This window comes from Roseovarius sp. BRH_c41, assembly GCF_000961715.1.
GTDB lineage: Bacteria > Pseudomonadota > Alphaproteobacteria > Rhodobacterales > Rhodobacteraceae > Roseovarius.
This window is the reverse complement of record NZ_LADY01000070.1, coordinates 23,413-49,629: the sequence shown is the minus strand read 5'-3', so window position 1 is coordinate 49,629 and position 26,217 is coordinate 23,413. Positions and strand designations below refer to the sequence as shown.

Annotated in this window: 23 protein-coding genes and 1 riboswitch; of the genes, 15 read left to right on the top strand and 8 right to left on the bottom strand. The window is 59.6% G+C overall.

The window, feature by feature from the left end:
• Positions 1-37 precede the first annotated feature (37 nt).
• Positions 38-727 carry an arylesterase gene (locus VR71_RS23685; protein WP_045686756.1) on the bottom strand — a complete coding sequence of 230 codons (690 nt, stop codon included), beginning with the start codon at positions 725-727 and terminating at the stop codon, positions 38-40.
• Between VR71_RS23685 and VR71_RS23680 the strand changes: the two genes are divergently transcribed.
• From VR71_RS23680 to VR71_RS23665, 4 genes are all read left to right on the top strand, one after another.
• The gene (locus VR71_RS23680) at positions 726-1,403 is read left to right on the top strand and encodes an ABC transporter ATP-binding protein (RefSeq protein WP_045686755.1); all 678 of its coding nucleotides are present in this window, start codon (positions 726-728) and stop codon (positions 1,401-1,403) included. The genes VR71_RS23685 and VR71_RS23680 overlap by 2 nt on opposite strands.
• Positions 1,400-3,922: an FtsX-like permease family protein gene (locus VR71_RS23675; protein ID WP_045686754.1), complete on the top strand. Its 2,523-nt coding sequence runs from the start codon at positions 1,400-1,402 to the stop codon at positions 3,920-3,922. The genes VR71_RS23680 and VR71_RS23675 overlap by 4 nt, the downstream gene beginning before the upstream one ends.
• A gap of 159 nt (positions 3,923-4,081) precedes the next feature.
• Positions 4,082-4,945: an inositol monophosphatase gene (locus VR71_RS23670; RefSeq protein ID WP_045686753.1), complete on the top strand. Its 864-nt coding sequence runs from the start codon at positions 4,082-4,084 to the stop codon at positions 4,943-4,945.
• A gap of 98 nt (positions 4,946-5,043) precedes the next feature.
• The gene (locus VR71_RS23665) at positions 5,044-6,831 is read left to right on the top strand and encodes a LuxR C-terminal-related transcriptional regulator (protein ID WP_045686752.1); all 1,788 of its coding nucleotides are present in this window, start codon (positions 5,044-5,046) and stop codon (positions 6,829-6,831) included.
• A gap of 221 nt (positions 6,832-7,052) precedes the next feature.
• On the opposite strand, the gene gcvP is transcribed toward VR71_RS23665, so the two are convergent.
• The 4 genes from gcvP to VR71_RS23645 form a co-directional block, all read right to left on the bottom strand.
• A complete protein-coding gene (gene gcvP / locus VR71_RS23660) occupies positions 7,053-9,902 on the bottom strand; it encodes an aminomethyl-transferring glycine dehydrogenase (RefSeq protein WP_045686784.1) in 2,850 nt (949 codons plus the stop codon).
• Between the two features lie 123 nt (positions 9,903-10,025).
• Positions 10,026-10,385, bottom strand: a complete 360-nt coding sequence (gene gcvH, locus VR71_RS23655) for a glycine cleavage system protein GcvH (protein ID WP_045686751.1) — start codon at positions 10,383-10,385, stop codon at positions 10,026-10,028.
• A gap of 21 nt (positions 10,386-10,406) precedes the next feature.
• Positions 10,407-11,531, bottom strand: coding sequence for a glycine cleavage system aminomethyltransferase GcvT (gcvT, locus tag VR71_RS23650; RefSeq protein ID WP_045686750.1), 1,125 nt, complete (start codon positions 11,529-11,531; stop codon positions 10,407-10,409).
• A 167-nt stretch (positions 11,532-11,698) separates the two neighbouring features.
• A riboswitch (glycine riboswitch) is annotated at positions 11,699-11,785 on the bottom strand.
• Positions 11,786-11,816: 31 nt separating this feature from the next.
• Positions 11,817-12,269: an Rrf2 family transcriptional regulator gene (locus VR71_RS23645; protein WP_045686749.1), complete on the bottom strand. Its 453-nt coding sequence runs from the start codon at positions 12,267-12,269 to the stop codon at positions 11,817-11,819.
• 59 nt (positions 12,270-12,328) lie between these two features.
• Between VR71_RS23645 and VR71_RS23640 the strand changes: the two genes are divergently transcribed.
• Together VR71_RS23640 and VR71_RS23635 are read left to right on the top strand one after the other, a co-directional pair.
• A complete protein-coding gene (locus tag VR71_RS23640; RefSeq protein ID WP_045686748.1) occupies positions 12,329-12,934 on the top strand; it encodes a gamma-glutamylcyclotransferase family protein in 606 nt (201 codons plus the stop codon).
• Positions 12,935-12,947: 13 nt separating this feature from the next.
• On the top strand, positions 12,948-14,210 hold the full coding sequence (locus VR71_RS23635; RefSeq protein WP_296430835.1) for a DUF2254 domain-containing protein: 1,263 nt from the start codon (positions 12,948-12,950) through the stop codon (positions 14,208-14,210).
• Here the strand turns inward: VR71_RS23635 and gltX are convergent.
• Positions 14,194-15,519 carry a glutamate--tRNA ligase gene (gltX, locus tag VR71_RS23630; RefSeq protein WP_045686747.1) on the bottom strand — a complete coding sequence of 442 codons (1,326 nt, stop codon included), beginning with the start codon at positions 15,517-15,519 and terminating at the stop codon, positions 14,194-14,196. The two genes, VR71_RS23635 and gltX, sit on opposite strands and share 17 nt — an antisense overlap.
• Positions 15,520-15,584: 65 nt before the next feature.
• Positions 15,585-16,916, bottom strand: coding sequence for an MFS transporter (locus VR71_RS23625; protein WP_045686746.1), 1,332 nt, complete (start codon positions 16,914-16,916; stop codon positions 15,585-15,587).
• A 138-nt stretch (positions 16,917-17,054) separates the two neighbouring features.
• On the opposite strand from VR71_RS23625, the gene VR71_RS23620 reads away from it, so the two are divergent.
• Positions 17,055-17,981 (top strand): MBL fold metallo-hydrolase, encoded by a 927-nt coding sequence (locus tag VR71_RS23620; protein WP_045686745.1) that lies wholly within the window; start codon positions 17,055-17,057, stop codon positions 17,979-17,981.
• A 53-nt stretch (positions 17,982-18,034) separates the two neighbouring features.
• Positions 18,035-18,430 carry a metallopeptidase family protein gene (locus VR71_RS23615; RefSeq protein ID WP_045686744.1) on the top strand — a complete coding sequence of 132 codons (396 nt, stop codon included), beginning with the start codon at positions 18,035-18,037 and terminating at the stop codon, positions 18,428-18,430.
• A gap of 41 nt (positions 18,431-18,471) precedes the next feature.
• Here VR71_RS23615 and VR71_RS23610 read toward each other — a convergent pair whose 3' ends face one another.
• On the bottom strand, positions 18,472-19,362 hold the full coding sequence (locus tag VR71_RS23610) for a sterol desaturase family protein (protein ID WP_009818061.1): 891 nt from the start codon (positions 19,360-19,362) through the stop codon (positions 18,472-18,474).
• 84 nt (positions 19,363-19,446) lie between these two features.
• Here VR71_RS23610 and VR71_RS23605 point away from each other — a divergent pair, with 84 nt between their 5' ends.
• From VR71_RS23605 to VR71_RS25455, 7 genes are all read left to right on the top strand, one after another.
• Positions 19,447-20,112, top strand: coding sequence for a metalloregulator ArsR/SmtB family transcription factor (locus VR71_RS23605; RefSeq protein WP_045686743.1), 666 nt, complete (start codon positions 19,447-19,449; stop codon positions 20,110-20,112).
• A gap of 250 nt (positions 20,113-20,362) precedes the next feature.
• Complete coding sequence (locus VR71_RS23600; protein ID WP_045686742.1) at positions 20,363-21,532, top strand: site-specific integrase; 1,170 nt, start codon at positions 20,363-20,365, stop codon at positions 21,530-21,532.
• Positions 21,532-22,137 carry a hypothetical protein gene (locus VR71_RS23595; RefSeq protein ID WP_296430832.1) on the top strand — a complete coding sequence of 202 codons (606 nt, stop codon included), beginning with the start codon at positions 21,532-21,534 and terminating at the stop codon, positions 22,135-22,137. The genes VR71_RS23600 and VR71_RS23595 overlap by 1 nt, the downstream gene beginning before the upstream one ends.
• Positions 22,138-22,224: 87 nt before the next feature.
• Positions 22,225-22,437 carry a helix-turn-helix domain-containing protein gene (locus VR71_RS23590; protein ID WP_045686740.1) on the top strand — a complete coding sequence of 71 codons (213 nt, stop codon included), beginning with the start codon at positions 22,225-22,227 and terminating at the stop codon, positions 22,435-22,437.
• Positions 22,438-22,502: 65 nt separating this feature from the next.
• Positions 22,503-22,748 carry a hypothetical protein gene (locus VR71_RS23585; protein WP_045686739.1) on the top strand — a complete coding sequence of 82 codons (246 nt, stop codon included), beginning with the start codon at positions 22,503-22,505 and terminating at the stop codon, positions 22,746-22,748.
• Positions 22,735-25,134 (top strand): DUF3987 domain-containing protein, encoded by a 2,400-nt coding sequence (locus tag VR71_RS25460; RefSeq protein WP_296430828.1) that lies wholly within the window; start codon positions 22,735-22,737, stop codon positions 25,132-25,134. Before VR71_RS23585 ends, VR71_RS25460 begins: the two co-directional genes overlap by 14 nt.
• Before the next feature lie 45 nt (positions 25,135-25,179).
• Entirely contained in the window at positions 25,180-25,839 is a 660-nt protein-coding gene (locus VR71_RS25455) for an SWIM zinc finger family protein (RefSeq protein WP_296430826.1), read from the top strand.
• The last annotated feature ends 378 nt before the right edge of the window (positions 25,840-26,217 follow it).

The following is a 26,217-nucleotide window of genomic DNA, read 5'->3' as shown; positions in this document are numbered from 1 at the left end:
CCGGTGAACGTACGTTCACACCGCACAAACGTACGGCTCAGTCCTCCGCCTGCGCCGCCGCGATCAAGTCGCGCACCTGCGGCCCCAACCCTTCGACAATCCGTGCAACACCTTCTGCATTGGGATGAATGCCATCCGCCTGAAACAACTTTTGCAGCGTAGACGGATCACCTTCACCCAGCCCCGCAAAGAAATCAGGCATGAAGAGCGTGTCATAAACCTCTGACAAATCAGGGTAAATTGCATCAAATGCCATCTTGTAATCTGCCCCGTAATTGCCCGGCGCTCTCAGGCCAACCAACAAGACCTCGACCCCTTGCGCGTCTGCCACGCGCAGAATTTCCTCTATATTCCGGCGACTTACCGCCGGATCAATGCCCCGCAACAGATCATTGCCGCCCAGTGCCACAATCATCGCATCCACCTCAGGCGTCAGGCTCCACTCCACCCGCGCAGCCCCGCCCGCCGTGGTGTCACCGGACACGCCCGCATTGATTAACTCCGCCTCAACCCCTTGATTATCCAACCACTTCCGCATCTGCGGCACCAGCCCATCCTGCTCTGGCAGGCCATATCCTTGGGTCAAACTGTCCCCCAATGCCAGAACCGTGACCGGTTCTGCGGCCATCGCGGGGCTGACAAGGCAGAGAAACGCCGCTACCACCTTGGCAAAGGGCCGCAGCACCCCATATGACAGAAAACCTTTGTAAATCAGGCGCAAACGCATGAGTTCTCCTCTTCTGTCCCTCACCGACGTCACATTGTCGCTCGAGGGAAACGCCGGTCTTGTGCGAATACTCCACGGGATTACCCTGGATGTCCACAAGGCCGAGACATTGGGTCTGATTGGACCCTCCGGTTCCGGCAAATCCTCGCTCTTAATGCTCATGGGCGGCCTGGAACGCGCCACCGCCGGTCAAGTCATGGCAATGGGAAATGACCTCTCATTAATGAACGAAGACCAGTTGGCCCGCCTGCGGCGCGAGAATTTTGGTGTTGTTTTTCAATCGTTTCACCTTATTCCAACTATGACAGCATTGGAAAATGTGGCCACTCCGCTTGAACTCGCAGGCGTCGCAAACGCCTATGAGCGCGCCCAAGAGGAACTCCTCGCTGTGGGTCTCGCATCCCGGTCAGGTCACTACCCATCGCAGCTCTCGGGCGGCGAACAACAGCGCGTGGCCCTCGCCCGCGCCGCAGCCACGCGCCCGGCGATCATCCTTGCGGATGAACCCACCGGCAATCTCGACAGCTCCACAGGCGCTTCGATCATCGAACTACTCTTCGACCTGCGCGACCGCCACGGCGCAACCTTGGTGCTCGTGACCCATGACCCAGAGCTTGCCCGTCGCTGCGACCGCGTTGTCAGCCTGCGCGACGGCCGCGTCGAGGTCGCAGCATGAGTCTGCGCATAGCGGCCCGCCTTGCCCGCCGCGAGTTGCGCGGTGGCCTGCGTGGGTTCCGCATCTTTCTGGCCTGTGTGATCCTCGGCGTAGCCGCCATCGCCGCCGTCGGAACCCTGCGCGAAAGCATCCGCGCCGGTATGGTCGAACAGGGTGCCGCAATCCTTGGCGGCGACGCCGAACTTGAGCTGACCTATCGCTTTGCCACTGAGGCCGAGTATAACTGGATGGCGCTAAATGCCGATGCGGTCTCGGAAATTGCTGATTTTCGCTCTATGGCGATTGCCCCTGACGGACGTCGCGAACTGACGCAACTGAAGGCTGTCGATCACTCTTACCCTCTGGTTGGCAACGTCGTTCTCTCACCCGACATGCCACTGGATGTGGCGTTTGGCGGTGCCGGCGGCCTGCCCGGCGCGGTGATGCAGCCAATTCTGGCGGCGCGGTTGGGCATTACAGTGGGTGACACATTTCGCTTGGGCGAACGTGAGTTTCGCCTGATGGCCGAACTGGTGAAAGAGCCGGATCAAACCCGCGCAGGCTTTGGCCTCGGCCCACGCACCATCGTCAGCCGCGCCAATCTGGACGGCTCCGGATTACTTAGCCCCGGCTCACTATTTACCACGAAATACCGCCTTCTCCTGCCCGAGGGCGCAGACCTCGCCGCGCTGGAAACCCGCAGTCTCCAAGAGCTGGATGGCTCCGGCTTTCGCTGGTCCGACGCCCGCAACGCCAGCCCCCGCGTGGCTGAATTCGTCACCCGCCTGGGGGCGTTTCTGGTTCTGGTGGGCCTCTCGGGGCTTGCGGTGGGCGGCGTCGGCATCTCGGCGGCTTTGCGGTCCTATCTTGCGGGCAAGGTACAAGTCATCGCGACATTGCGCACGCTGGGGGCCGATCAACGCACGATTTTTCTGACGTATTTCATACAGGTAGGCGTTCTATCCCTGATTGGCATCATCGGCGGCCTCATTCTCGGGGTGGGCGTGCCGGTGCTGCTCGGACCCGTTATCGCGGCGCGATTGCCCGTCCCGGCGATTTTTGCCCCCTATGCCGCTCCGATGGCCGAGGCGGCGCTCTACAGCGTGCTGAGTGTGCTTATTTTTACGCTCTGGCCCCTCGCCCGCGCCCGAGAGGTCCGCGCCGCGGCCCTTTACCGCGAAGCGGCAGGTGCCGCCCGCCGCTGGCCCGGCTGGCCGTGGATTGCGACAAGCCTCGGTCTTATTGCAGCCCTGCTCGTCGCCGCTATCATCTTCTCGGGCAATCTGCGCCTCACACTTTGGACCGCAGGCGGCATCGGCAGTGCGCTCTTGGTCCTGTCTCTGGCCGCTATGCTGGTCCAGAAACTGGCCCGCACTCTGCGACCTCGCCTGCGCGGGCGCCCCGCTTTTGGCTGGGCCTTGGGTGCCATCGGCGGGCCGGGCACCACCGCCGGATCGGTCATGCTCTCGCTCGGTCTTGGCCTCGCCGTTCTGGCTGCAGTCGGCCAGATCGATGGCAACCTGCGCCGCGCCATCGCCGCCGACCTGCCTGAACGCGCGCCCTCTTTCTTCTTTGTCGATCTGCAAAAGGACCAGATGGAGTGGTTCCTCGAGCGGCTAGAGACCGACCCCGCTGTCAGCCGCATCGACAATGCGCCCATGCTGCGCGGCATCATCAGCCGCATCAATGACCGCCCTGCGACCGAAGTCGCACCCGGACATTGGGTGGTCGAAGGCGACCGCGCCGTCAGCTACGCCGACGCCCTGCCCGCCCGGACGGAACTTACCGCCGGCACTTGGTGGGGCGAGGGTTACACCGGGTCGCCGCAACTCAGCTTTGCCGCCGAAGAGGCCATGGAAATGGGCATCGGCATCGGCGATGAAATCACCATCAACATTCTCGGCCGCGACATCACAGCGCCCATCACATCGCTGCGCGAGGTGGATTTCTCCAGCGTCGGCATGGGCTTTGTCCTTTTGATGAACGAGGCTGCTGTGGCCGGTGCTCCGCATACGTTCATCGCCACAGTCTATGCCGACGATCAGACGTCCGAGGAAACGATTCTGCGCGATGTGACCGACCGCTATCCCAATGTCACCGCCATCAACGTCCGCGATGCGCTGACCCAAGTGACAGATCTCTTGGCGGGCCTCGCCTCGGCCACGTCATGGGGCGCGTCGGTGACTCTGCTCACCGGCTTTCTCGTGCTCATCGGCGCGGCGGCGGCGGATCAGCGCGCCCGTACCTATGAAGCGGCGATTCTCAAGACCCTCGGCGCCACGCGCGCCCGAATTCTCTCCAGCCTTATCCTGCGTGCCCTCATTCTCGGGGGGGCGGCGGGACTGGTGGCGCTAGGGGCCGGCATCGGCGGTGGTTGGGCGGTCAGCCATTTCGTGATGGACACGCCGTTTACGGTAATATGGTCCTCTGCCTTAGCGATTATTCTGGGTGGGATGTTGGTGACGCTGCTCGCCGGTCTGGTCTTTGCCCTGGGACCATTGCGTGCCCGTCCTGCACGGACCTTACGCGCGCGTGAATGAATGACCTCACGCACGCGCGCATGACGCCTGCGACCCGGCTTTTTCTTGGCTGAAATACTCTGGGGGTCCGGGGGTGAAACCTCTGATCTTTTTGACCATTCCCGCGTTGATTTCGACTCCCAAGGCTGGCACTCCACCTGCGCACCGACAGGAGATGCCATGATCGATTCGCTGCCCATCCCGCTTTCGCCCCCCTTCACCCCGGCGCAGCAGACCATGCTGATCAACCTCGTGCGTCGCGCCGCGCGCGCCGAGATCATGCCGCGCTTTCGTACTGTGACCCGAGCCGATGCCAGCACCAAATCCGGTCCGCATGATCTGGTGACAGAGGCCGATCACCAGACCGAGGCGATGCTGGCCCGTGGGCTTCAAAGGATGTTCCCGCATGCCCTGATCGTGGGCGAAGAAGCGGTGGCGGCCAAGCCCGCCCTACGCGATGATGTCTCCGAAGCGGAACTGGCAATTATCATCGACCCTGTGGATGGCACTTGGAATTTCGTGCATGGCCTGCCGCTCTTTGGGGTGATCATCGCAGTCACCCGCTTTGGGCGCCCGGTAATGGGGTTGCTCTATGACCCCATCTCGGACGACTGGATTATCGCCGACGAAACGTCGCCGGCGCGTCTTGAGGCCGCACTCGGGGTCGCGCACCCGGCGCGCGTCTCGCGCGGTGGCGAATTGGCGGACCTGCAAGGTTACATGCACTACTACCTGATGTCGCAATCGCGCCAAGAGCAACTGGCACCATTGCTGCCCGCAGTTGCACGTTGCATAGCCCTGCGCTGTTCGTGCCATGAATACCGGCTCTTGGCTCAGGGCGCGGTGGATTTCGTTATGTCGGATGTTCTGAACCCGTGGGATCATGCAGCGGGCGTCCTTGTCTGCCAACAGGCAGGCGGCGTTGCGCGCATGCTCGATGGGCGCGACTATTCAACGGCGATCACCAAAGGCGTATTGCTCAGCGCCGCCGATCAGGCGACATGGACACGGCTCCGTGATCACTTTGCCTGTCTTTTGGACTGATAAAGCCACAAATAGACTTTTCATTTGCCTTTAAAACGCCTTGCCTGCATGACTTAGTAGTGGCTACGGCCCGTTTTTAACCTCATCGGATTTCAGGTATGACATCGACCCGGCGCATGACGGATCAAATCGACGTTGTAACTCTGTCCGACGCGGACAGGGATGCGGCAATTGACAGACTCTATGACGTAGCGCTCGACCCCGCGCGCTACGAGGCGCTGCTTGACCACTGGGAGAGCGCGATAGGTCCGCTGCGCGCGCGCGTCGACCTGAGCATGCCTCACCTGTTGGATGACCCGCAGATTGCAGAACATTTCCGCCGGGCCACCGAATTCCTTGATCGCTTAGCCCCCGAGGAAACAGACAATCTCGGGCTGGATGGCATGCTGGTCCCATTCGACCGGGTGCCTGCCTTGCTGTTGGACCGTTGCCGCCACATCCGCGCGGCCAATCTCGCCGCGCGTCAGGCAATGGCTCTGCCTGCAAAGGCAGAATTGCACGATCTGCCGATCCATCAGGCTGATATGGACGCACTGAGATGCGCGCTCGATATCCTCTTTGACAACCGGGAAAAGGACACCGCTGTTCTTCGGGTGCGTGCGGCGCAGGCAGATCACCTGATCGTTTTCCGCCTGCAGCGTTGCATCGCGGCGGATGGCACGGTCCTCGTCCTCGCAGCGTCAAACGCCGTGAGCATGCCGCCGGGGTTCTGTGAGATTCTCATTCAAGCCTTTGATTTGACCCAGACCGAGGCCGATATTCTGTGCCATCTCGTCGATTGCCGGAGTGTCAGTGAGATCGCCGCAGAGCGGGGACGCTCGGTTGACACGGTGCGCGCTCAGATCAAATCACTGCTCGCCAAGACCGAGACCCATTCCCAATTGGAACTGGTACGTCTCGCTCTGTCGTTGATCGACATGACCGCCATGACCGTGCGCGCCGCCCCCGCTCCGCATGAGGTCAGCAAAGGCTATGCGACACTGGCGGAACGTGATTTCAAATCGTTGGTGACGCCGGACGGACGGCGGGTGGACTATCTGATCCTTGGCGCGCCACGCGGCCGCCCCGTACTCTATCTTCCGCTTGATTTCGGGTTGGTGCGCTGGCCCGCCTCGGCTGAGGCTTGCGCTGCATTGCGCGGCTTAAAGGTGATCGTGCCCCTACGTCCCGGCTATGGCCTGTCAGATATGGTGGACCGAAGCACAGATTATGACACAGCCCTTCTCGATGACACGATGCGGGTATTACGCGCCGAAGGCGTTGGACATTGTCCGATCCTATGCCTCAGCGGAGATGCCTATTATGCGGTCAAGTTGGCCCGTGCAAATCCCTTTGCCTTCAGCGGAATCATCGCGTGCTCCGGCATGTTGCCCCTCACCCGGCGCGAACAGTTCGAGCGTATGCACAAATGGCACCGTTTCATCATGGCCGGAGCCAAATACACGCCGCATCTGTTGCCCTTCATGGTCAAAGCTGGATTTCTTTTGGCCCGAAAGATCGGAAAGCGGACGTTCCTGCACGCCGTCTACGGAAATTCCGCGGCCGATGTCGCCACGATCGAAGATCCAGAAGCCTTTGAGGCGCTCGCCACCGGCTCCGAAGTCGCTCTTTCTGAGCACCACTCTGCGCATGAAGCGTTTTCGCGACAGCTTATTTCCGGCCAGCTTGAAGATTGGAGCGCCGATGTCGAGGCCCTTCGGGGCAAGCTCCCCATTGTCTTCATAAACGGTACGCAAGACCCGCAGGTGCCGCTTGCCACCATTGAGGAATTCCGCCGCGACTATGGTTGGATCGAGTTTCACCTGATCGAAGACGCCGGGCAACTGGCTTTTTTCCGGCATTGGCGCGTGGTTCTCGAGCGTTTGATGCCAATGCTCGCGGATTAATGACGGCCTTACCCAATTTGGGGGATGACAGACTCATATTACTCACACTAGCGTGAATTTACGTGATCAGAGCGGACCGTGTGAGTGATGGCGCACCCGTTCCTATCGCATATCCGGCTCAAGTTTTTGGGTCGGACACTTTTTAAGGTAGATTTTTCAGCATAACGAAAGGCGGCCCCCAAAGGCCGCCTTTTTTCGTTTCTTACAGGTGATTGAGCGGATCATTCCGCAGCATCGGCATAATCCTCGAGTGGCGGGCAGGTGCAGACCAGATGCCGGTCGCCGTAAACATTGTCCACCCGGTTGACCGGCGGCCAGTATTTGTCCACCCGAAAGGCACCCGGCGGGAAACAGCCCTGTTCGCGGCTATAGGGGCGATCCCAATCCTTGACGAGATCCTCCATCGTATGCGGCGCGTTCTTGAGCGGATTGTTCTCCGCATCAATCCGACGCTCTTCAATGTCGCGGATCTCTTCGCGGATGGCCAGCATCGCGTCGCAGAACCGATCCAGCTCGGCCTTGGTCTCAGACTCGGTCGGTTCCACCATCAGCGTGCCGGCCACCGGCCAGCTCATCGTCGGCGCATGGAACCCGCAGTCGATCAACCGCTTGGCGATATCGTCCACCGTCACGCCCGCGCTCTCGGCAAAGGGGCGCACGTCAAGGATGCACTCATGCGCCACCCGGCCACCCCGGCCCTTGTAAAGCACCGGAAAGGCCCCCTCCAGCCGCTTGGCGATGTAATTGGCGTTGAGAATCGCCACCCGCGTCGCCTGCGTCAGCCCCGCACCGCCCATCATCAGGCAATAGGCCCATGAAATCGGCAAGAGCGAGGGTGAGCCAAAGGGCGCGGCACTGACCGGCCCCTCGGACCCGCCGGTTTCGGGATGTCCCGGCAGATGCGGCACCAGATGCGCCTTGACCCCAATCGGCCCCATGCCGGGACCACCGCCGCCATGCGGGATGCAGAAGGTCTTGTGCAGATTAAGGTGGCTCACATCGCCCCCCAGATCACCAGGGCGGCTCAGCCCGACCATGGCGTTCATATTGGCCCCGTCGATATAGACCTGCCCACCATGGCTATGGGTGACCTCGCAAACCTCGCGCACGGTCTCCTCGAACACGCCATGGGTTGACGGATAGGTAATCATGCAACCCGCAAGGTTCTCGGAATGCTTCTCTGCCTTGGCGCGGAAATCCTCCACGTCGATGTCGCCATTCTCGGCGGACTTGACCACGACAACATCCCAGCCCACCATCTGCGCGCTCGCAGGGTTGGTGCCATGGGCGCTGACCGGGATCAGACAGACGCGGCGATGTCCCTGCCCCTGCGCCCGGTGATAGGCGGAAATGGTCAAGAGCCCTGCATATTCCCCCTGCGCGCCGGAATTCGGCTGCATGGAAATGGCGGCATAGCCGGTGATGTCACAGAGCTTGGCGCTCAGGTCGTCGATCATCTCCTTATAGCCAAGCGCCTGATCGGCAGGCACAAACGGATGCAAGAGCGAGAATTCCCGCCAACTGACCGGCATCATCTCGGCGGCGGAGTTGAGCTTCATCGTGCAGGACCCGAGCGGGATCATCGCGCGGTCAAGCGCCAAATCACGATCCGCCAACCGCCGCATGTAGCGCATCATTTCCGTCTCGGCGCGGTTCATGTGGAAAATCGGGTGAGTCAGGTAATCGCTCTCGCGCTGCAACGCATCGGGGATGCGGTATTCGGGCGTGAAATCGGCATCCTCCATGATGATGCCAAAGGCGCGCCAGACCGCCTCGATGGTGGCGGTGCGGCTGCGCTCATCCAGCGTGATGCCGATCTTGGTCTCACCGACGCGGCGCAGGTTGATCCCCTCGCGCACAGCCGATTGCAACACACCACGCTGCAAGAGGCCCACATCAACCGTGACCGTGTCAAAGAAATCGCCCGGCTCCACATGGAATCCCGCCGCCTCCAGACCCTTGGCCAGACGCACCGTCTTGCGGTGGATGCGCTGCGCAATGGCCCGCAGCCCCTTGGGGCCATGAAAAACGGCATACATCGACGCCATGACCGCCAAGAGCGCCTGCGCCGTGCAGACGTTCGACGTGGCCTTTTCGCGGCGGATATGCTGCTCGCGGGTTTGCAGGCTCAGGCGATAGGCGCGGTTGCCGTGGCTGTCGATCGACACGCCGACAATCCGCCCCGGCATGGCGCGTTTATAGGCATCCTTGGTCGCCATATAGGCGGCATGCGGCCCACCATAGCCCACCGGCACGCCAAAGCGCTGTGTCGAGCCCACGGCGATATCCGCCCCCATGGCACCCGGTTCCTTGAGCAGCGTCAGGGCCAGCGGATCGGCAATCACAATGCCAAGCGCGCCATTCTCATGCAGCGCTGCGATCACAGGGGTGAAATCGCGCAATGTGCCATAGGTGCCTGGATACTGGAAAATCGCGGCAAAGACCTTCTCCGCCTCCAGAACATCCGGGCTGCCGACGATCACTTCGATACCCAGAGGCGCAGCGCGGGTCTGGATCACGGCGATGTTTTGCGGGTGGCAGTTCTCATCGACAAAGAATACTTTTGCCTTGGATTTGGCCACGCGCTGCGCCATGGTCATCGCCTCGGCCGCCGCCGTTGCCTCATCCAAGAGCGACGCATTGGCAATCTCAAGGCCCGTCAGATCGCTGACCATGGTCTGGAAATTCAACAGCGCCTCAAGCCGCCCTTGGCTGATCTCGGGCTGATAGGGCGTATAGGCCGTATACCACGCCGGGTTCTCAAAGATGTTCCGCTGGATCGCGGGCGGCGTCACCGTACCATGATAGCCCTGCCCAATCAGCGAGGTCAGAACCTTGTTCTTGGACGCGGTCTGCCACATGTGGAATTGCAATTCCTGCTCGGACTTCGGCTTGCCGAAATCGAGCGGTTTGTCCTGACGGATGGATTTCGGCACCGTTTCATCAATCAACGCCTCGAGAGATGCGACGCCCAGAACCTTGAACATCTCGGTCATTTCCTCGGGCGAGGGGCCGATATGGCGGCGATTTGCAAAGTCATAGGGCAGATAATCGGTCGCTTTGAACGACATGGGTTTGTCCTCATCAGATCGCGCGGGCGGCATAGCGCAAACCCGCTGCTTCTCTTTGGCAAAAATACTCCCGCCGGAGGCCCGAAACTCTTTTGGGGCCGTCCGCACCTCCGGCGGGCGGGTTCAGGCGATATGGGCCCGATAGGCGGCCTCATCCATATACTCGTCCATCTGGCTGGGATCGGCGGGTTTGATCTTGAAAAACCAGGCATCGCCCATTGGATCCTCATTCACCTTGCCCGGATCATCCAGCAAGGCCTCGTTGACCTCGACGATCTCACCGTCGATGGGGGCAAGAATATCCGAGGCCGCCTTGACGCTTTCGATCACCACAACGCCATCATCCTTGACCACCTCCCGGCCCACCTCGGGCAGGTCGACAAAGACCACATCGCCGAGTTGCTCACTGGCATGCTCGGTGATGCCCACGACCACGACGTCATCCTCGACGCGCAGCCATTCATGTTCTTCAGTAAATTTCATCGCTTTCCGGCTCCCTGTTGCTCAGCGTTTGAAAGTGGCGGGGGTAAAGGGCAGTCTGGCCACCCGAACGGCCATGCGCTTGCCGCGCACCTCACCGTACAATTCTGTTCCCTCGACAGCAAAGTCTTGCGGCACATATCCCATCGACATCGGTGCCTCGATAGTTGGCCCAAACGCACCCGAGGTGACATGGCCAATGGGCTCGCCTCCATCTGCGGACGCAAAGAGCACCGTGCCCTCACGCATCGGCGCACGCCCTTCCGGCCGAAGCCCGACGCGGGCGCGGGATGCGCCCTCATGCAGTTCGTTCAGGACACGCTCGGCACCGGGAAATCCACCCGCACGCGCGCCACCCGAGCGGCGGACCTTCTGAATTGCCCAACTCAGGCTTGCTTCAACCGGCGTCGTGCCAGTGTCTATGTCATGGCCATAAAGGCACAATCCCGCCTCGAGCCGCAGGCTGTCGCGCGCGCCCAATCCAATTGGCTCGACATCCTCATGCGCCAAGAGCGCGCGCGCGAGCGGTTCTGCCTGCGTCTCGGGCATCGAAATCTCATAACCATCCTCGCCCGTGTACCCCGAGCGCGAAATCCACAGCTCACCGAACTCTGAGCCGAAAATTCCGACATCCATGAACCTCATCGCGGCCACATCCGGCACCAATGCCACCAACACTGCCTCAGCGGCGGGACCTTGTAAGGCCAGCAGCGCGCGGTCAGAGACTTCCGTGACCTCAACCCCTGTCAGACCTGTGCGCATATGCGCGATATCGGCGGCCTTGCACGCGGCGTTGACCACGACGAACATATGGTCGCCCCGGTTGGCCAGCATCAGATCATCCAGAATGCCGCCCGTTTCATTGGTGAACATGCCATAGCGTTGCCGCATCACGCCAAGACCCAACAGGTCGACGGGCACCAACCGCTCCATTGCCTGCGCGACGGCGGCATATCCACCCGGCGCGCGCAGGATCACCTGACCCATGTGGCTCACGTCAAACAGCCCCGCCTTGGCGCGGCAATGAAGATGTTCCTTCATGACACCAAGCGGATATTGCACAGGCATCTCATACCCCGCGAAGGGCACCATCTTGGCGCCCAATTCGCGGTGCAACGCATTCAGTGGTGTCATGTGCAAATCAGACATCCGCATCCTTCCCTTTACCTTTGGGTCCGGATCATCTGTTGATCAGTCCGGCACCGCCAAAGCGCAAAACCCATCACAGGTCGCGCCACGATGCCCCCTCTGTCCTTTCGCCTGAGATCGCTATCCCGTCGGCGCCCCGCACAAGATCGGGGTCTCTCCAGAGTTCCGTGATCGGGCAGGTCCTTGCGCCTGAGAGTTTCCGGGGCGGTTGCTCCTTCGGCACTGGCATGTGCCAGTTCTCCCTATCCGATCTGCGGTGGACGCTAGTATACAGCGCGCACCAGTTCAAGCCTGTTTGAGACAGGGGGCCGCTGAAAATATCGTGAAGAGCGCCTGATTATCGCAGACGAGCGCATCCAGCGTCACCTCGTCAAGATGGGCATAGAACGCCTCGACCGCATCGACCAATGCCACGCGAAGGCGGCAGGCCTCTGTCAAGGGACAGGTGTTGTCCACATCGGCAAAGCATTCCGCCACTGGCGTGTTCTGCTCCAACTGGCGAAATACATCGCCCACAGTGATCTCTGTCATCGGACGCCCGAGGCGCACGCCGCCCGTGCGCCCACGCTGGGTATAGAGGAAACCCAACTGTGACAGTCGATTGATGATCTGCGCCAAATGGCTCTCAGATGTGTTGCAGCGCTCGGCAATCTCGGCTTTGGTGACGAGACGGTCATTGTTCGAGGCGCAAAACATCAACAGCCGAATGGCGATATTGGTCCGTTTGGTGATCCGCATGATTGGCCCTGACCTCTGATTGACTGCGGCAAGCCTTGCGTCGAAACGGGCATGTGACCATGATTCAGATCAAAACCGGGACAGAAACCTTGATTGGAAACTCATATTTCTTTGGATACGGCAGCCTCGTGAACCGCGCGAGCCACGCCTTTGCAAGTGCAATTCCCGCGCAACTGACAGGATGGCGGCGGGTTTGGCGACACACGAACCTGCGGCCTGTGGCCTATCTGACGGTTGTGCCCGAGCCGGAGGCGGAAATTGACGGGCTCATCGCCCCCGTGCCCGAGGCCGACTGGCCCGCGCTTGATCTCCGCGAGGCGGCTTATGTCCGCGCGACGGCAACACATCAGGTGCGCCACACCCTTCCTCATACCCCGAACATCGCTGTCTACACGATCCCGGATGGGTATCACGGTGCGCCAACGCAGGCGCATCCAATTTTGCTCAGCTATCTCGACGTTGTCGTCCAAGGCTATTTCCACGAGTTTGGCGTAGCGGGCGTGCAGCGTTTCTTTGACACCACTCTCGGCTGGGACGCGCCCGTTCTGGACGATCGAGCAAAACCGCTCTATCCCCGTCACCAAAACCTCAGCACGTTTGAGCGCACTCAGACGGACGATCACCTGGACCGGTTGGGCGTCTCTCTCATAGACCATTCCGATTGACAAAGGGCCGCGCGTGAAAATTCAGATCCTTTCAACCACGGCCCTCTATCTCCTGCGCTTCAGCCGCAAACTCTGGCTCAGGGTCGCGCTCTTTGCCCTATTGGCGGTGCTGGCCTCTGCGGCTGCCATTTTGCTCAACCAGCACATCCCCAACACTCTGAAGGAACGCTTCACGCCAGATGCCGTGATGCCGATCCTGACAATTCTAGCCTCTAGCATGCTGGCGGTGAGCACCTTCTCTCTCAATGTCATGGTGACGGCACATAATGCCGCCGCCGGACAAACCACGCCGAGGGTTCACCGAATTCTATTGGCAGACACAACCACCCACACGGTTCTGGCGACTTTCATCGGCGCCTTTGTCTATGCGTTGAGCGCCATCATCCTCTTCAAGTCGGGCTTTTATCCCGAAGGGGCCAGCGTGTTGGTGCTGGGCTTTACCGTGGTGGTGGTGGTGCTGGTGGTTCTGGCGCTTTTGCGGTGGATCAACCGATTGAGCGATCTGGGCAGCATGGACGCGACGCTTCATTCCATCGAGCAAGAGGCGCATCACTGCCTGGTCCGCGCTCGTAATCTTCCCGCCCTTGGGGCAAGGTGCCTGACCGCGTCCACTGTCTTGCCTACCGACGCGCGGCCTCTCAAAGCCCCGGCCACCGGGTATCTGCAATTGATCGACATGCATGCCATCAGCGAAAGGCTGAAAACGGATCAGACCCGCGTCTACATCTATGTTCGACCCGGCGACTATTTGATCAAAGGTCAGACCATCGGCCATGCCACAGGTCTGCATGAGGACGACGCAAACACCATCTGCCAGAGCCTGACGATCGCCGCAAACCGCAGCTTTGAACAGGATGCGGCTTATGGGCTTCTGGTTCTCTCCGAAACCGCGTCACGGGCGCTCTCACCGGGGATCAATGATCCAGGCACCGCAATCGCCGTTGTTTGCCGTCAGGAGAAACTCTTGCTCGATTGGGCCAATGCCACACCCAACGAAACCAGCCCGCGCTTTCCGCGCCTCTTTATGCCTGATATCTCGCGCGCGGCGATGATTGAGAACGCGTTTCTGGGGGTGGCCCGCGATGGGGCCGGTCAGATCGAGGTGGCGCTGCGCCTGCAAGACGCGCTTGCGCGCCTTGCCGCCACACCTGACCGTGATTTGGCCGAGGCAGCACGAAACATGGCGCAGCACGCATTGGAACATGCTGAATTAGCGCTGCCCCTCGAGCGTGACAAGTCGCGGTTACGCGCTGCGGTTCTCAGCCCTTCGTCTTGATCGCCTGCAAGAGCGGCAGCACCTGCGCCATTTCCGGCCCATGCGCCTGCCCCGTCAGGGCCATGCGCAGCGGCATAAAGAGGCTTTTGCCCTTGCGACCCGTGGCCTCTTTGACCGTCGCGGTCCATTTACCCCAAGTTTCGGTGTCATAGGGACCTTCGGGCAAGAGCGCGAGCGCTTGCGCGATGAACGCTCGATCCTCGTCCTCGATGACCGGATCTGCCCCGTCACGGAAGAGCACCCACCACCCCTCAAGATCCTTGAGCGTGGTGATATTCTCGCGCGTGACCTCCCAGAATTGCGGGGCCAGTGCGTCGGGCACGCCAATTTCCGCAATCTTGCCCGCCACCGCCTCGAACGGCAGCGCCGCCAGATGACGCGCGGTAAGCGGAAATAGGTCAGTCTCGTCGAACTTGGTCGGCGCAGAGCCAAACCGCTCGATATCAAAGCCCTCGATCAACTCTGCCATCTCACTGCGCAATTCCACCGGATCGGCGGAACCAAGACGCGCCATCAGGCTGAGCAGCGCCATCGGCTCTACCCCCTGCGCCCGCAGATCGCGCAGCGATAGCGCGCCCAGACGTTTGGACAGCGCCTCACCCTGCGGACCCGTCAAGAGCGAGTGATGCGCGAAGTGCGGCGGGGTCGCGCCCAAGGCCTCGATGATCTGAATTTGCGTGGCGGTGTTGGTCACATGATCAGAGCCGCGCACGATATGCGTGACGCCCATGTCGACATCATCCACCACCGAAGCCAGTGTATAGAGCACCTGACCATCGCCACGAATGAGCACCGGATCACTGACCGAGGCCGCATCAATCGAAATATCGCCCAAGATGCCGTCATGCCATTCGATCCGCTCTTGGATCAACTTGAACCGCCACACACCGGTGCCCCGCTCGGCGCGCAGCTTTTCCTTCTCCGCATCGCTCAAGGCAAGAGCTGCTCGATCATAGACCGGCGGGCGGCCCATGTTGAGCTGCTTCTTGCGCTTGAGGTCAAGTTCCGTCGGTGTCTCGAACGCCTCATAGAACCGCTCCATGCTGCGCAGCTTGTCCGCCGCTTCGGCATAGCGGTCAAGTCGCAGCGATTGCCTCTCGATCCGGTCCCAATGCAGACCCAGCCATTCCAGATCCTGCTTGAGCGCATCGACATAGGCTTCTTTCGAGCGTTCGGCGTCAGTATCGTCGATCCGCAGGATAAACGTGCCCCCCGCGCGCCGGGCAATAAGATAGTTCATCAGCGCGGTGCGCAGATTGCCAACATGGATGTATCCGGTGGGCGACGGGGCGAAACGGGTGGTGATCATGGGCGTCTCCTGACTCTGTCGCGCGATGTGTCACAGCCGTGCCCGATTGTCCAGATTGCGGCGGATCAGCCTTGAGTGGGCCAAACGCGATGTTCATCGTCAATCACCACGGGGTGCACGTGCCTGCGGCCGCCATGGGCGCGCAAATGCGGATGATCGGGCGGCAGATCGGGATGCTCATGCCGGGGCGCGTCCGGCAGGTCGGCAGGCCATAGCCACGCCGCTGCAAGCAGCCCCAAAACCGCCAAACCGGCCAGCAGCAACAGGGCCGTCCCCATCCCAAGCACCTGCCCCAACCAGCCGGCCAATGGGTAGCTCACCAACCAGCAGGCATGGCTGAGCGCGAATTGCGCGGCAAAGATGGCCGGGCGATCCTCGGCATGGGCTGAGCGCCGCAAAAGCCGCCCCGATGGCGTGAGAACGCCAGAGTAAAGAAACCCGATCATGGCCCAAATCAGTAGAAACACGCCCCAGTCCGTTACCCCACCACGCCAAAGCACCGCCCCCATGACTAATGCCACAATAATCAAGCCCCGCGCGGCGACCACCATCAGCCACCGGTCGGTGAAATGACCCAGCAGCCGCGGCAGCATCAACGCGGCACCCATGGACCCCGCCCCAAAGGCGGCCATGGCCAGCGCCAGGTCACTCTCGCTCCCGCCATAACCGCTCCGCACCAGCACCACCGTGTTCACAAGCACGAATGCCCCGACAGAGGCTGCCGCGAAATTGAGCGCCAACAACCCACGCAGCCGGGGTGTGGCCAGGTAAATGCGCAACCCCCGAAAGAGACGCTCGCGAAACGGACGATCGGCCACCGTGCCATGCACCATCGGAACTGGGGTTACAGCCACCAGCAACGCAGATCCCACAAACCCCGCGACCGTGCCCAGAAATAGCCAGTGATAGCTCATCACCATCAGCAAAACGCCCGCAAACGCCGGGCTGACCAGGTTCTCCAGATCATAGGCCATCCGTGACAAAGACAGCGCGCGTGTATAGTCCCGCTCATCCGGGAGCACATCAGGCAGCACCGCCTGATAGGCCGGGGTGAAGGTGGCCGAGGCAGCCTGCAAGATGAAAATCAACGCGTAGATCTGCCACAGATCACTCACAAAAGGCAGGCACAGTCCAACACCCGCACGCAACAGGTCCGCCGCGATCAGAACAGCCTTGCGCGGCAGACGCTGCACCACGGCCTGCGCCACGGGCGACAGTCCCACATAGGCAACCATCTTGATCGTGTACGCCGCGCCCAAAACCAACCCCGCGCGATCCCCCGCCAGATCATAGGCCAAGAGGCCAAGCGCAACGCTGAGCAGGCCCGTACCAATCAACGCCACGACCTGCGCACAGAACAGGTGGGCGTAATCGCGGTTTTGAAAAACGGTGAACATGACCGCAAGCTAGCCTTTGGTGCGGGGCTTTTGAAGTGAGGCTTACAAACCCGCCAACACCTCAACTTTGTGTGAACGTTAATTGCACTACATCAAATTACGCTACTCTCTGTGAGGAACAAAAAACAGGAGGTGTTAATGTCCCACATCACTCTCACCCGCCGCGCCGTTCTGGGCTCGGCTGCCGCCCTCCCGCTGGCCGGTATCGCCGGAACATCCGCGCGCGCAGCAGCGCCGATGCTGGGCGCGGCCACAACCCGCTTCAACCGCGTGACGCTCGGCGAGTTCGAAGTAACCACACTGCTCGCCGCCACCATGCCGCGTCCCGATCCGCATACCATCTTTGGTCTCAATGTGACTGCCGAAGAGTTTGCCGAGGCTTCTGCCGCCCACAATATCCCAACGGATCAGGCGCAGTTCTTCTTTACCCCGACCGTGATCAACACCGGCGCGGAACTGGTGCTGTTTGACACCGGACTCAATCCCGATGCCATCACCGGCGCGCTTGCCGCTGCGGGTTATACCCCTGATCAGGTCGATGTGGTGGTCATCACCCATATGCACGGCGATCACATCGGTGGGCTGACGGGCGAAGGCGGTTCGGTGACGTTCCCCAATGCCCGCTACATGACGGCCAGCACAGAGTTCGACCATTGGGCCGGCGCTTCCAATGAGAATTTCGAGGCCAAGATGCGTCCCTTGGCTGAAAAGACCGAGATGATCGGCGACGGGGCCAGCGTGGCTTCGGGCATCACCGCCATGTCCGCCCCCGGCCATACCCCCGGCCATACCGCTTATATGATCGAGAGCGCAGGCAAATCGCTGGTGATCGCCGCCGATTTTGCCAACCACTACGTCTGGTCGCTTGGGTACCCCGATTGGGAGGTGAAATTCGACATGGACAAGGCGCAGGCCGCCGTCACCCGACGCAAGGTTTTGGACATGCTTGCCACCGACAAGGTGCCGTTCATCGGCTATCACATGCCCTTCCCCGCCGTGGGCTATGTGGAAACGCGCGGCGACGGATTTCAATACGTGCCTTCCAGCTATCAGTTGATGCTCTGATCCGACCGTTGGGGCGGATTTACATTTCCGCCCCAACGCCCCATATCCCGGCTATGCATCACGCTCTGCCCGATCTCACCGCAGTCGAGGATATGGCCCGCACGGCGATGGCCAGCCTCCCTGCTGCCTTCCGCCAAGCAGCGCAGGAGGTGGCTCTGCTTGTTGTGGACTGGCCGCCAGCGCATGTGCTCAAAGAGATGCAGATCGACGACCCTCTCGATCTCACCGGCCTCTACGAAGGCATCCCGCTGACAGAAAAATCCCAATTCGACCAACCACTTGGACCAAACACAATCTGGATTTTCCGAGAGCCGATCCTTGCAGAGTGGCGCGAGCGCGGCGATATTGAGTTGGCCGATCTGGTCACGCATGTGGTGGTGCATGAATTCGCGCACCACTTCGGCTGGTCGGATGAGGATATCGCCACCATCGACCGCTGGTGGGAATGACCGGGCTCAGATCAGCCGGTCCATGATCCGCGCAGCGGTGCTCAGCACTTGGGGCTAGGTGTCGAAAGCGCGGCACCCTCTTTCATATCCCCCGCCTCGGCGTCAGGCTTGGCAAGCGCATGACCAGAGGCCGGACCGCGCAGCGGTTGCACCAGCATCCGGTCGAGCCACAGGTCGCGCCGCGTGCGGAATTGCTCGATCCCGATCTGCATCGCGGCATGACCGCGCGCAGGCTGCGCCACATAGGTGCCCAACAGGCGATCCCACCACGGCAGGTTAAAGCCGTAATTGGAATTGGTCTCGCGCGGATCACTCGAATGATGCACGCGGTGCATATCCGGCGTCACCACAATCAGGCGCAGCCAGCGATCCACAGATTGAGGCACGTTCACATTCCCATGATTGAACAGCGCCGTGCCATTGAGCAGCACCTCAAAAATCAGCACCGCCAACGCTGGCGGACCGAGCGCCGCCACCATTGCCAGCTTGATCGCCATCGACATCACAATCTCGACCGGGTGAAAGCGCAGGCCCGTTGTGGCGTCAAACTCCAGATCGGCATGGTGCATCCGGTGCAGCCGCCACAGCCCCGGCACAGCATGGAACATCACGTGTTGCAGGTAGATCGCGAGATCAAGCAGCAGAACCGAGACAACGATCGCGACCCATTCGGGCACGGCCAAATTGTTGAAGAGGCCCCATCCCCGCTCTGCCCCGATCACCGCCAGACCGACCGCGAGAACCGGAAAAGTCAGCCGCAGAATGACCGTATCCAAGACCACGAGGCCCAGATTGTTGGTCCAACGGATCACGCGCGGGATCTCTTGTCTGCGGCGCGGCGCGGTCAGTTCCCAGATCATCATGACAACCAACAGCGCCAGAAACACCGACAGACGGATCACAGGCTCTGCGCTCAGGATCGTTTCGGACATGGGCGGGCCTTTCAGGCTTGCGCGGTGACGCGGAGTCCTTATGATTCAAGTCATCACTTGAATGATTAGAGAGGCACCGCCGCCATGTCAACAAGCCCGAAACAGGCGCTCTTGCAGGAATATGCCCTCATCGCGCAGGCTCTTGCCGCACCTGCGCGGCTGATGCTCTTGGAACAACTGGCGCAGACCGAGGCTTCGGTCGAGACACTGGCGCACAAGACCGGACTAACGGTGGCCAATACCTCGCAGCACCTGCAACAGCTGCGCCGTGCCGGCCTTGTCACCAGCCGCCGTGCGGGCAAGACGGTGATCTATGCGCTGCGCGACGCGCGCACGATCACGCTCATGGGGTTAATGAGCGAGGTGGCCGAAACCAATCTGGCGCAGGTGACAGTGATTCTGGATGGGCTGTCCGGCGACGCCCCGACACCTGAACCCCTCACCCGCGCCGAGCTTGCCGAACGCTTGACCATCGGTGCCGTCACCCTGCTCGACATTCGGCCCGAAGACGAATTTGCCGCCGGTCATATTCCCGGCGCGCGGCGGGTCAGCCTTGGGGAACTCGAGACATTGATCCCGTCGCTCGATCCAAGCCGCGAAATCATCGCCTATTGCCGTGGGCCCTATTGTCTCTATGCACATCAGGCTGTCAGCCTCTTGCGCCAACGCGGCCTGAACGCCCGCCGTTTGCTCGGTGGCCTGCCCGAGTGGCGCGAAGACGGGCGTGCTGTGCAGCACGGCTCTGCGTGACGGAACACGCCTATGATCCACCGCAATATACGGCATAAACACTTGATATAGGGGGAACTACTCTTGATCAAACTGTCACCCAAGAGGGTGAAATGGTGCGGTCGAGACGCATTGAACTCCTATATCTTGATGTAGCGTACTGTTCCTAAATATAGCTTAATCAGCTACTTAAGCGAATAAACCTGTATCACAGTGTTGCATTTTGTGCCACTGTATCCCACATGTTGAGGTGGGTAGAACAGTGGACAGAATGACCAGAGCCTTGAACAAGCTTTCCGCTTCTTTCGTGCGCACAGCGCCGATCGGTAAGTATTCCGATGGTGGCGGGCTCTGGCTACACCAGCGCAACGATGGCGGTGCGCAATGGTTTCTCAGGATCACAGTGCATGGTAGGCGTCGAGAGATGGGGCTTGGCCCCTTGTCCAGTGTGACGCTCAAGCAGGCAAGGACCGAGGCGGAAAAATGGCGCGCCATCGCCCGTCAGGGGAAAGACCCGATCAAGGAGCGCGAAAAGGAGCGGCGGCAACAGGAACGCAACCTGCACCTTCTCGCTGACGTGGCGCGAGATTGCTTCGAGTCGCGCAAGGCTGAGCTCAGGGGCGAAGGGAAAGCGGGGCGATGGTTTTCGCCTCTTGAACTCCACGTCCTGCCAAAGCTGGGCAAAGTGCCGGTCGCGGAAATTGACCAGATCGACATTCGCAACGCATTGGCCCCGATCTGGCACACCAAAGCTGCGACGGCAAAGAAAGCGATAGAACGCCTGTCTGTCTGCATCCAGCACGGCGCGGCGCTGGGCCTTGATGTGGACATGCAGGCGGTTGCGAAGGCAAGGGCGCTGCTGGGCGCACAGCGCCACAGAGTCGAGCACACAGCCTTTCTACCGTGGCAGGACGTGCCAGCCTTCTACGCATCCTTGCAGCCCGACACAGTGACGAATCTGGCGCTCAAACTCCTGATCCTGACAATCGGAACGCGGTCGCGCCCACTGCGCCACATCCACCTAGACCAGATCGACAGCGATGTGTGGATTGTCCCGGCAGACCAAATGAAGGGACGGCGCGACTCGGGCGATGATTTCCGAGTACCATTGTCGCGACAGGCACTAGACGTGATCGACCGGGTGAAACCCTATGCGCGTGACGGGTTCCTGTTTCCGAACGTGCGTAAGGGTGTGATCTCAGACGCCACCATGTCCCGCCTGATGGAGCGGCGCGGCATGGACGCAAGGCCACACGGCTTCCGGTCCAGTTTCCGGACATGGTGTTCCGAGGCGGCAGATGCCCCTTGGGAGATATCCGAAGTCTGTCTCGCCCACAGCACGGGCGGCAAGGTCGAACGGTCCTACAAGCGGACAGATTTCTTGGAGCAGCGGCGCGATCTGATGCAGCGCTGGGCGGATTTTGTCGACGGTACATCTTGATGGGAGGCCGGAGAGATTTACCAACCAGCAAATCTGCTTGGATAGACCCAATAAGCGATGTTCAATGGGCTCACTGGGAGAGCAAATTTAAAAGGTCATTCTCAGAGGACTTCCGGCATTCAGTTGACTTATGTCTGCTCGATTTTCGTGCCTATAAAGCTGCTCACTACGGGAAAGACAGAGTATCAGCTAGTGAATTGAAGAAACGGATCAAGAGGCTGGATAAGAGGCACTCAGACGGTAAATCACTCGATGATGCGTTTGCTGAAGACCAGATCCTGAAAAATAACTTAGACCATATTGAGACGTCTTTTCCAGAGAAGGTTCAGAACACGCTTAAATTGCTTAACGAGAACTTGGCTGATGTTAGCATGGACGCTCCTAAGCCAGAAGTGATATACACATTTTGCGTATTTGCCTTGTTCGAGAAAAGCGGCGCGACCGTTAGTTTAACATCGGGAAAAATACGCGATTTCATCGAGAAAGATGCTGAGGTAACTCCAACACCTATTGAGGCGTTCATCCTACATTTCATCCTACATGTCGATAAACCTGTGCGCCGACATGTCGATCGAATAAAGAAAATTATACAGCGTTTTCAGTAACTAATAGATTTCTGAAGTTTGTCCCCCTCTACCGAAAGGGAGGCCAACGTCATCATGGCACCACAAGCTCAAGCATGAGGTGCCAACGTGACCCAATATCTGACCAGCAACGAGGTGCAGGACCGCTATAAGATCAGCCGGTCGAGTGTGTATCGTTGGCAGGAAAACCCAGAAATCGGGTTTCCTGCCCCTATGAAGATCGGCGCTCGCATCCTATGGCGCGAGGCCGAACTAGACGCCTTCGATGCGCGCATCGCCACCGCATCTGAGCCACATAACCAACCCGAAACCACTGCATAAAAAAAGCCCGAACCAACCTTTCCGGGGAGAGGTTCGGGCCTTGATGCACCTTTAAGGATAAAGACATGGTAACCGAAAACAAATTCAAATTCTACACGTCAGAACAATTAGCGCAGGAATGGAGCGCAGACGCTTGGAAAGAGCCACCGTCCCTTATGGTCACATTGCCGTTTCCGGGCGGGGTTCTGTTCGGCGCAAAGACCAATAATGACGCCCAGCGCGTCAGTTTCTTCCTGCATCCAGAAGATGCGCAGATGATCGGTGAACGCCTGCTGAACGCAGCGAGGGAGTCCGATCATGGAACTGCCTGAAAGGTATGTGTTATACCGCCGCGAGTGGGACTCTGCCGCTGGAAAGTGGCAGAAAATACCGTGTGGCCATCAAGGCCACAGCATTGACCCACCGAGCCCGGATCAATGGCGCACGTTTGAGGACGCAGCGCGATATGCTACATGGAACGATACTAAACCCAATGCACCTTACGGTGTGGGATGGGTGCTGAATGGCGACGGGTTCTTCCTGCTCGACGTTGATGGCGCGCTTGATTCACAAGGTCAGTGGTCAGCCGAATCACAGGCAATATTCCTGTCATTTGGCGGCGCGCTCGGTGAGGTCTCTACCAGTGGCAAAGGTCTGCACATAATCGGGCGCTGTGACCCGGACTTACCCAAAACGCACAAGAACAAGTGGGATGGCGACAAGGAATTTTACACATCTGGCAGATTCGTTGCCCTGTCCCGCGACGGTCTGAGCGTGATTGGCGGCGGTGAGTATGTGGACAAGGACTGGACCGACCAATTGCGCCGCCTCATACCCGAGCGGCCTTTCCTGGGCGATCTGCCTGACGGACGTGATCCGACCTACACCGGACCCGAGGATGACGACGAACTGATCGGCATGATGCTGCGGACGGCTGGTGCGACATCGGCGTTCGGCGGCGGTGTGACCATCAAGGACTTGTGGGAAGCAAACGCGGAACGGCTCGCCACGAAATACCCTGACCCGGAGCGCCCGTTCGATCATAGTGCTGCTGATGCTGCACTCATGGGCCACCTGGCGTTCTGGACCGGCAAAGATATGCCGCGCATGGATCGCCTGTTTCGCCGATCGGCCCTCATGCGGGACAAATATGAAAAGCGGGCCGATTACCGGCGCGACACGACACAGAACGTGGCGCGCATGTGCAAGCGGGTTTATGATCGCGGGCAAACCGTCACATCGTCAGACAATGAAGAATGGCCAGAACCTGCGCCGCGCTTCTTGCGCACCGAATTACCGCCTGCCCCCGAACTGCCCTTGCGCGATGTGCTGGGAGAACGTCTGGCACAATGGGTGGAGAATGCAGCGGCGTCAAAAAGCGCCCCGCCCGACTACGTGTTCGCGGCGCTGCTGGCCGTGGCGGGTGCGACCATCGGAAACACGCGCTGGGTGACAGTCTGGCAAGGCTGGAACGAACCACCGATCATCTGGACCATGTGCATTGGCGCGCCCAGCTCAGGCAAAAGCCCAGCGATTGATGCGGTGCTGCAACCTTTGCGGAAGGCAGAGCGCCCCTTGCGGGAAACTGCACAAAGGCTGCAAGACGGGTGGAGGCAAGAGTCAGAGTTGGCCAACCTAGCCGATCAGGCATGGAAAGAACAGGTGAAGGCGGCAATCAAAAAGAAGGAACAATGTCCTGAGAGGCCACACGAGGCCAATGCAGGGCCTATGCCACATATCCCCCGGCTTGTGGTGAATGATGGCACTATTGAAAGGCTTGGGGCCATACTGGCGCGCCAACCGCGCGGCACACTACAGATGCGCGATGAACTTGCTGGATGGCTGCAAGGTATGCAGCGTTATTCGGGTGGCGGCAGTGACCGGCCCTTTTGGCTTGAAGCCTTCGGTGGGCGGGGTTTCACGGTCGAGCGGATGGGCCGCGAACCGCTGACGATCGACCGCCTGTCGATAGGGGTGCTGGGCGGCATCCAGCCCGATCGGCTCAAGTCGCTGTTGTTCAATTCTGATGATGACGGGCTCTTGGCGCGATTTGTTCCGATCCATCCGCAACCTGCGCCGCTGCGCCGTCCACAACCGTGGACCGATGACGCCTTAATGGAGAAACTGATTGAGCGTTTGCTTTCGCTCGATCTGGTGGCGGATGAAACAGGCGGAGTGCGGCCGTGGTTCATCTCCTTGAACGAAGAAGCCTGTGATCTGATGGATAAATTCCGGCAGAAAATTCGTGGCTGGGAAGTCGGGTTAGAAGGACTGATGCTATCCTTTATCGGTAAGCTTCCTGGATTGGCGGCGCGTGTGTCTTTGGTTCTTGCGCATCTCGATTGGGCCAGTGAAGGAGAGCAGGAACCGCGTGAAATTACAGCGGCACAGTTCGGCAGGGCCACACGTCTCGTGGAGGCATATCTTCTTCCCATGGCGCGCCGCGCATATGCCGATTCGGCAACGCCAAAAGCCGAGCGCGCGGCACGCAAGCTTGTAGAGGTTATCAAAGAGCACGGCTGGCAATCGTTTACCGCGCGACAGGTCATGCGCCTTGAAATCACAGGGGTCGCCCGCAAGGTGGACTTGGATCCGGCGCTTTCAGCTTTAGAAGACGGAGAGTGCATTCGGCTTACTGAAACAGCCCCAAACCCAAAGGGCGGTAGACCACAAAGGTTGTATGCGGTGAACCCTGCACTGCATCAGCCGGAGTCTTGACATCACACGGCGCGACAAAACCGACAGAACTGACAAAACCTTTACATGATCGGAGTTGTGTCGGTTCTGTCGGTTTTGTCGCGCCGCCCTTTACCCATCTACTTAACCAGCGCTACACAGGAATATATGAAACACAGAGTTGGATATGAGCAACGGGGTTTTTTTGAAGTTGACCTTTATTTCAGCCCACCAACGACAGCTGACAAAATTCTCAAAGTTCGTTCATTTTGGAATCCAAGTGTATCGTACAGTGTTTCATTAAGGGATCAGACGTGTGACTGTCCAGATTTTGAGTTTCGCACAGATCGCGATCGGAACCACATCAGCCGTCTTTGCAAGCACCTGATGGTGAAATTGAATGAGTTCGATGCTTTTGAGAGTTCAAACGAATGGGTCAAGCTGCTCACCGGAATGGGCACAAGGGGACCAATCGCAGCATTCGAGATAAGAACTGAACAGACGAAGCCTGGCTTGATGGCGGTCAACGATAAGGAAGATTGGGTGGATTTTTACGCCAGAACCACAAGAAAGGGAGAAACGTCTAAAAACGCCAGTGGAGCGTTCCACAAATATGGGTGGGCGATATATCAAAAGAGATGGTCACACGGGAACTACCCAAGAGGTGGACCCCATTACCGTAAAATCCTTTTACAAATTGACGCGCTGGATTTTTATGAACAGACAACATCGCCGTCTAGAAAGTGACCGTTAGGTTGCCATCAATGGAAAGGGGATTGCATCCAGCCTGCTGAATCCGCTCCAACCCGAAAGGGTAGCAGGCAACACAGGCTTCATACGATAAATCAGGAGCAGTCTTAATGTGATCTTGGTTCGCGTGACCCAGAGCACGAAGGGGACAGAACCGACAAAAATGAAAGAACCTTGCTCGACCATAGTTTTGTCGGTTTTGTCGGAAGCGCAAACGCAAGATAACCCGAAAAATTCTGTCGCTAGCAAAGTGTTGCAGTCGCGCGTTACCCGCAAGTCAAATTCGGCTCAGGAGGACCCATAAAAAAGTTGCCGCGATTCCCGTCATTCCGGTGACGCCCAAGTGGAAATCATAACCACACGTTAGTTGGCACA

Excerpts from the sequence above, each read along its gene's own strand:
- VR71_RS23615 (WP_045686744.1), top strand. The coding sequence starts at position 18,035 with ATGCATCACGCTCTGCCCGATCTCACCGCAGTCGAGGATATGGCCCGC.
- VR71_RS23645 (WP_045686749.1), bottom strand. The coding sequence starts at position 12,269 with ATGCGGATCACCAAACGGACCAATATCGCCATTCGGCTGTTGATGTTT.
- VR71_RS23625 (WP_045686746.1), bottom strand. The coding sequence starts at position 16,916 with ATGTTCACCGTTTTTCAAAACCGCGATTACGCCCACCTGTTCTGTGCG.
- gcvH (WP_045686751.1), bottom strand. The coding sequence starts at position 10,385 with ATGAAATTTACTGAAGAACATGAATGGCTGCGCGTCGAGGATGACGTC.
- gcvP (WP_045686784.1), bottom strand. The coding sequence starts at position 9,902 with ATGTCGTTCAAAGCGACCGATTATCTGCCCTATGACTTTGCAAATCGC.
- gcvT (WP_045686750.1), bottom strand. The coding sequence starts at position 11,531 with ATGTCTGATTTGCACATGACACCACTGAATGCGTTGCACCGCGAATTG.
- gltX (WP_045686747.1), bottom strand. The coding sequence starts at position 15,519 with ATGATCACCACCCGTTTCGCCCCGTCGCCCACCGGATACATCCATGTT.
- VR71_RS23605 (WP_045686743.1), top strand. The coding sequence starts at position 19,447 with ATGTCAACAAGCCCGAAACAGGCGCTCTTGCAGGAATATGCCCTCATC.
- VR71_RS23670 (WP_045686753.1), top strand. The coding sequence starts at position 4,082 with ATGATCGATTCGCTGCCCATCCCGCTTTCGCCCCCCTTCACCCCGGCG.
- VR71_RS23685 (WP_045686756.1), bottom strand. The coding sequence starts at position 727 with ATGCGTTTGCGCCTGATTTACAAAGGTTTTCTGTCATATGGGGTGCTG.
- VR71_RS23675 (WP_045686754.1), top strand. The coding sequence starts at position 1,400 with ATGAGTCTGCGCATAGCGGCCCGCCTTGCCCGCCGCGAGTTGCGCGGT.
- VR71_RS23585 (WP_045686739.1), top strand. The coding sequence starts at position 22,503 with ATGGTAACCGAAAACAAATTCAAATTCTACACGTCAGAACAATTAGCG.
- VR71_RS23665 (WP_045686752.1), top strand. The coding sequence starts at position 5,044 with ATGACATCGACCCGGCGCATGACGGATCAAATCGACGTTGTAACTCTG.
- VR71_RS23620 (WP_045686745.1), top strand. The coding sequence starts at position 17,055 with ATGTCCCACATCACTCTCACCCGCCGCGCCGTTCTGGGCTCGGCTGCC.
- VR71_RS23640 (WP_045686748.1), top strand. The coding sequence starts at position 12,329 with ATGATTCAGATCAAAACCGGGACAGAAACCTTGATTGGAAACTCATAT.
- VR71_RS23595 (WP_296430832.1), top strand. The coding sequence starts at position 21,532 with ATGGGAGGCCGGAGAGATTTACCAACCAGCAAATCTGCTTGGATAGAC.
- VR71_RS23610 (WP_009818061.1), bottom strand. The coding sequence starts at position 19,362 with ATGTCCGAAACGATCCTGAGCGCAGAGCCTGTGATCCGTCTGTCGGTG.
- VR71_RS25460 (WP_296430828.1), top strand. The coding sequence starts at position 22,735 with ATGGAACTGCCTGAAAGGTATGTGTTATACCGCCGCGAGTGGGACTCT.
- VR71_RS23680 (WP_045686755.1), top strand. The coding sequence starts at position 726 with ATGAGTTCTCCTCTTCTGTCCCTCACCGACGTCACATTGTCGCTCGAG.
- VR71_RS25455 (WP_296430826.1), top strand. The coding sequence starts at position 25,180 with ATGATCGGAGTTGTGTCGGTTCTGTCGGTTTTGTCGCGCCGCCCTTTA.
- VR71_RS23600 (WP_045686742.1), top strand. The coding sequence starts at position 20,363 with ATGACCAGAGCCTTGAACAAGCTTTCCGCTTCTTTCGTGCGCACAGCG.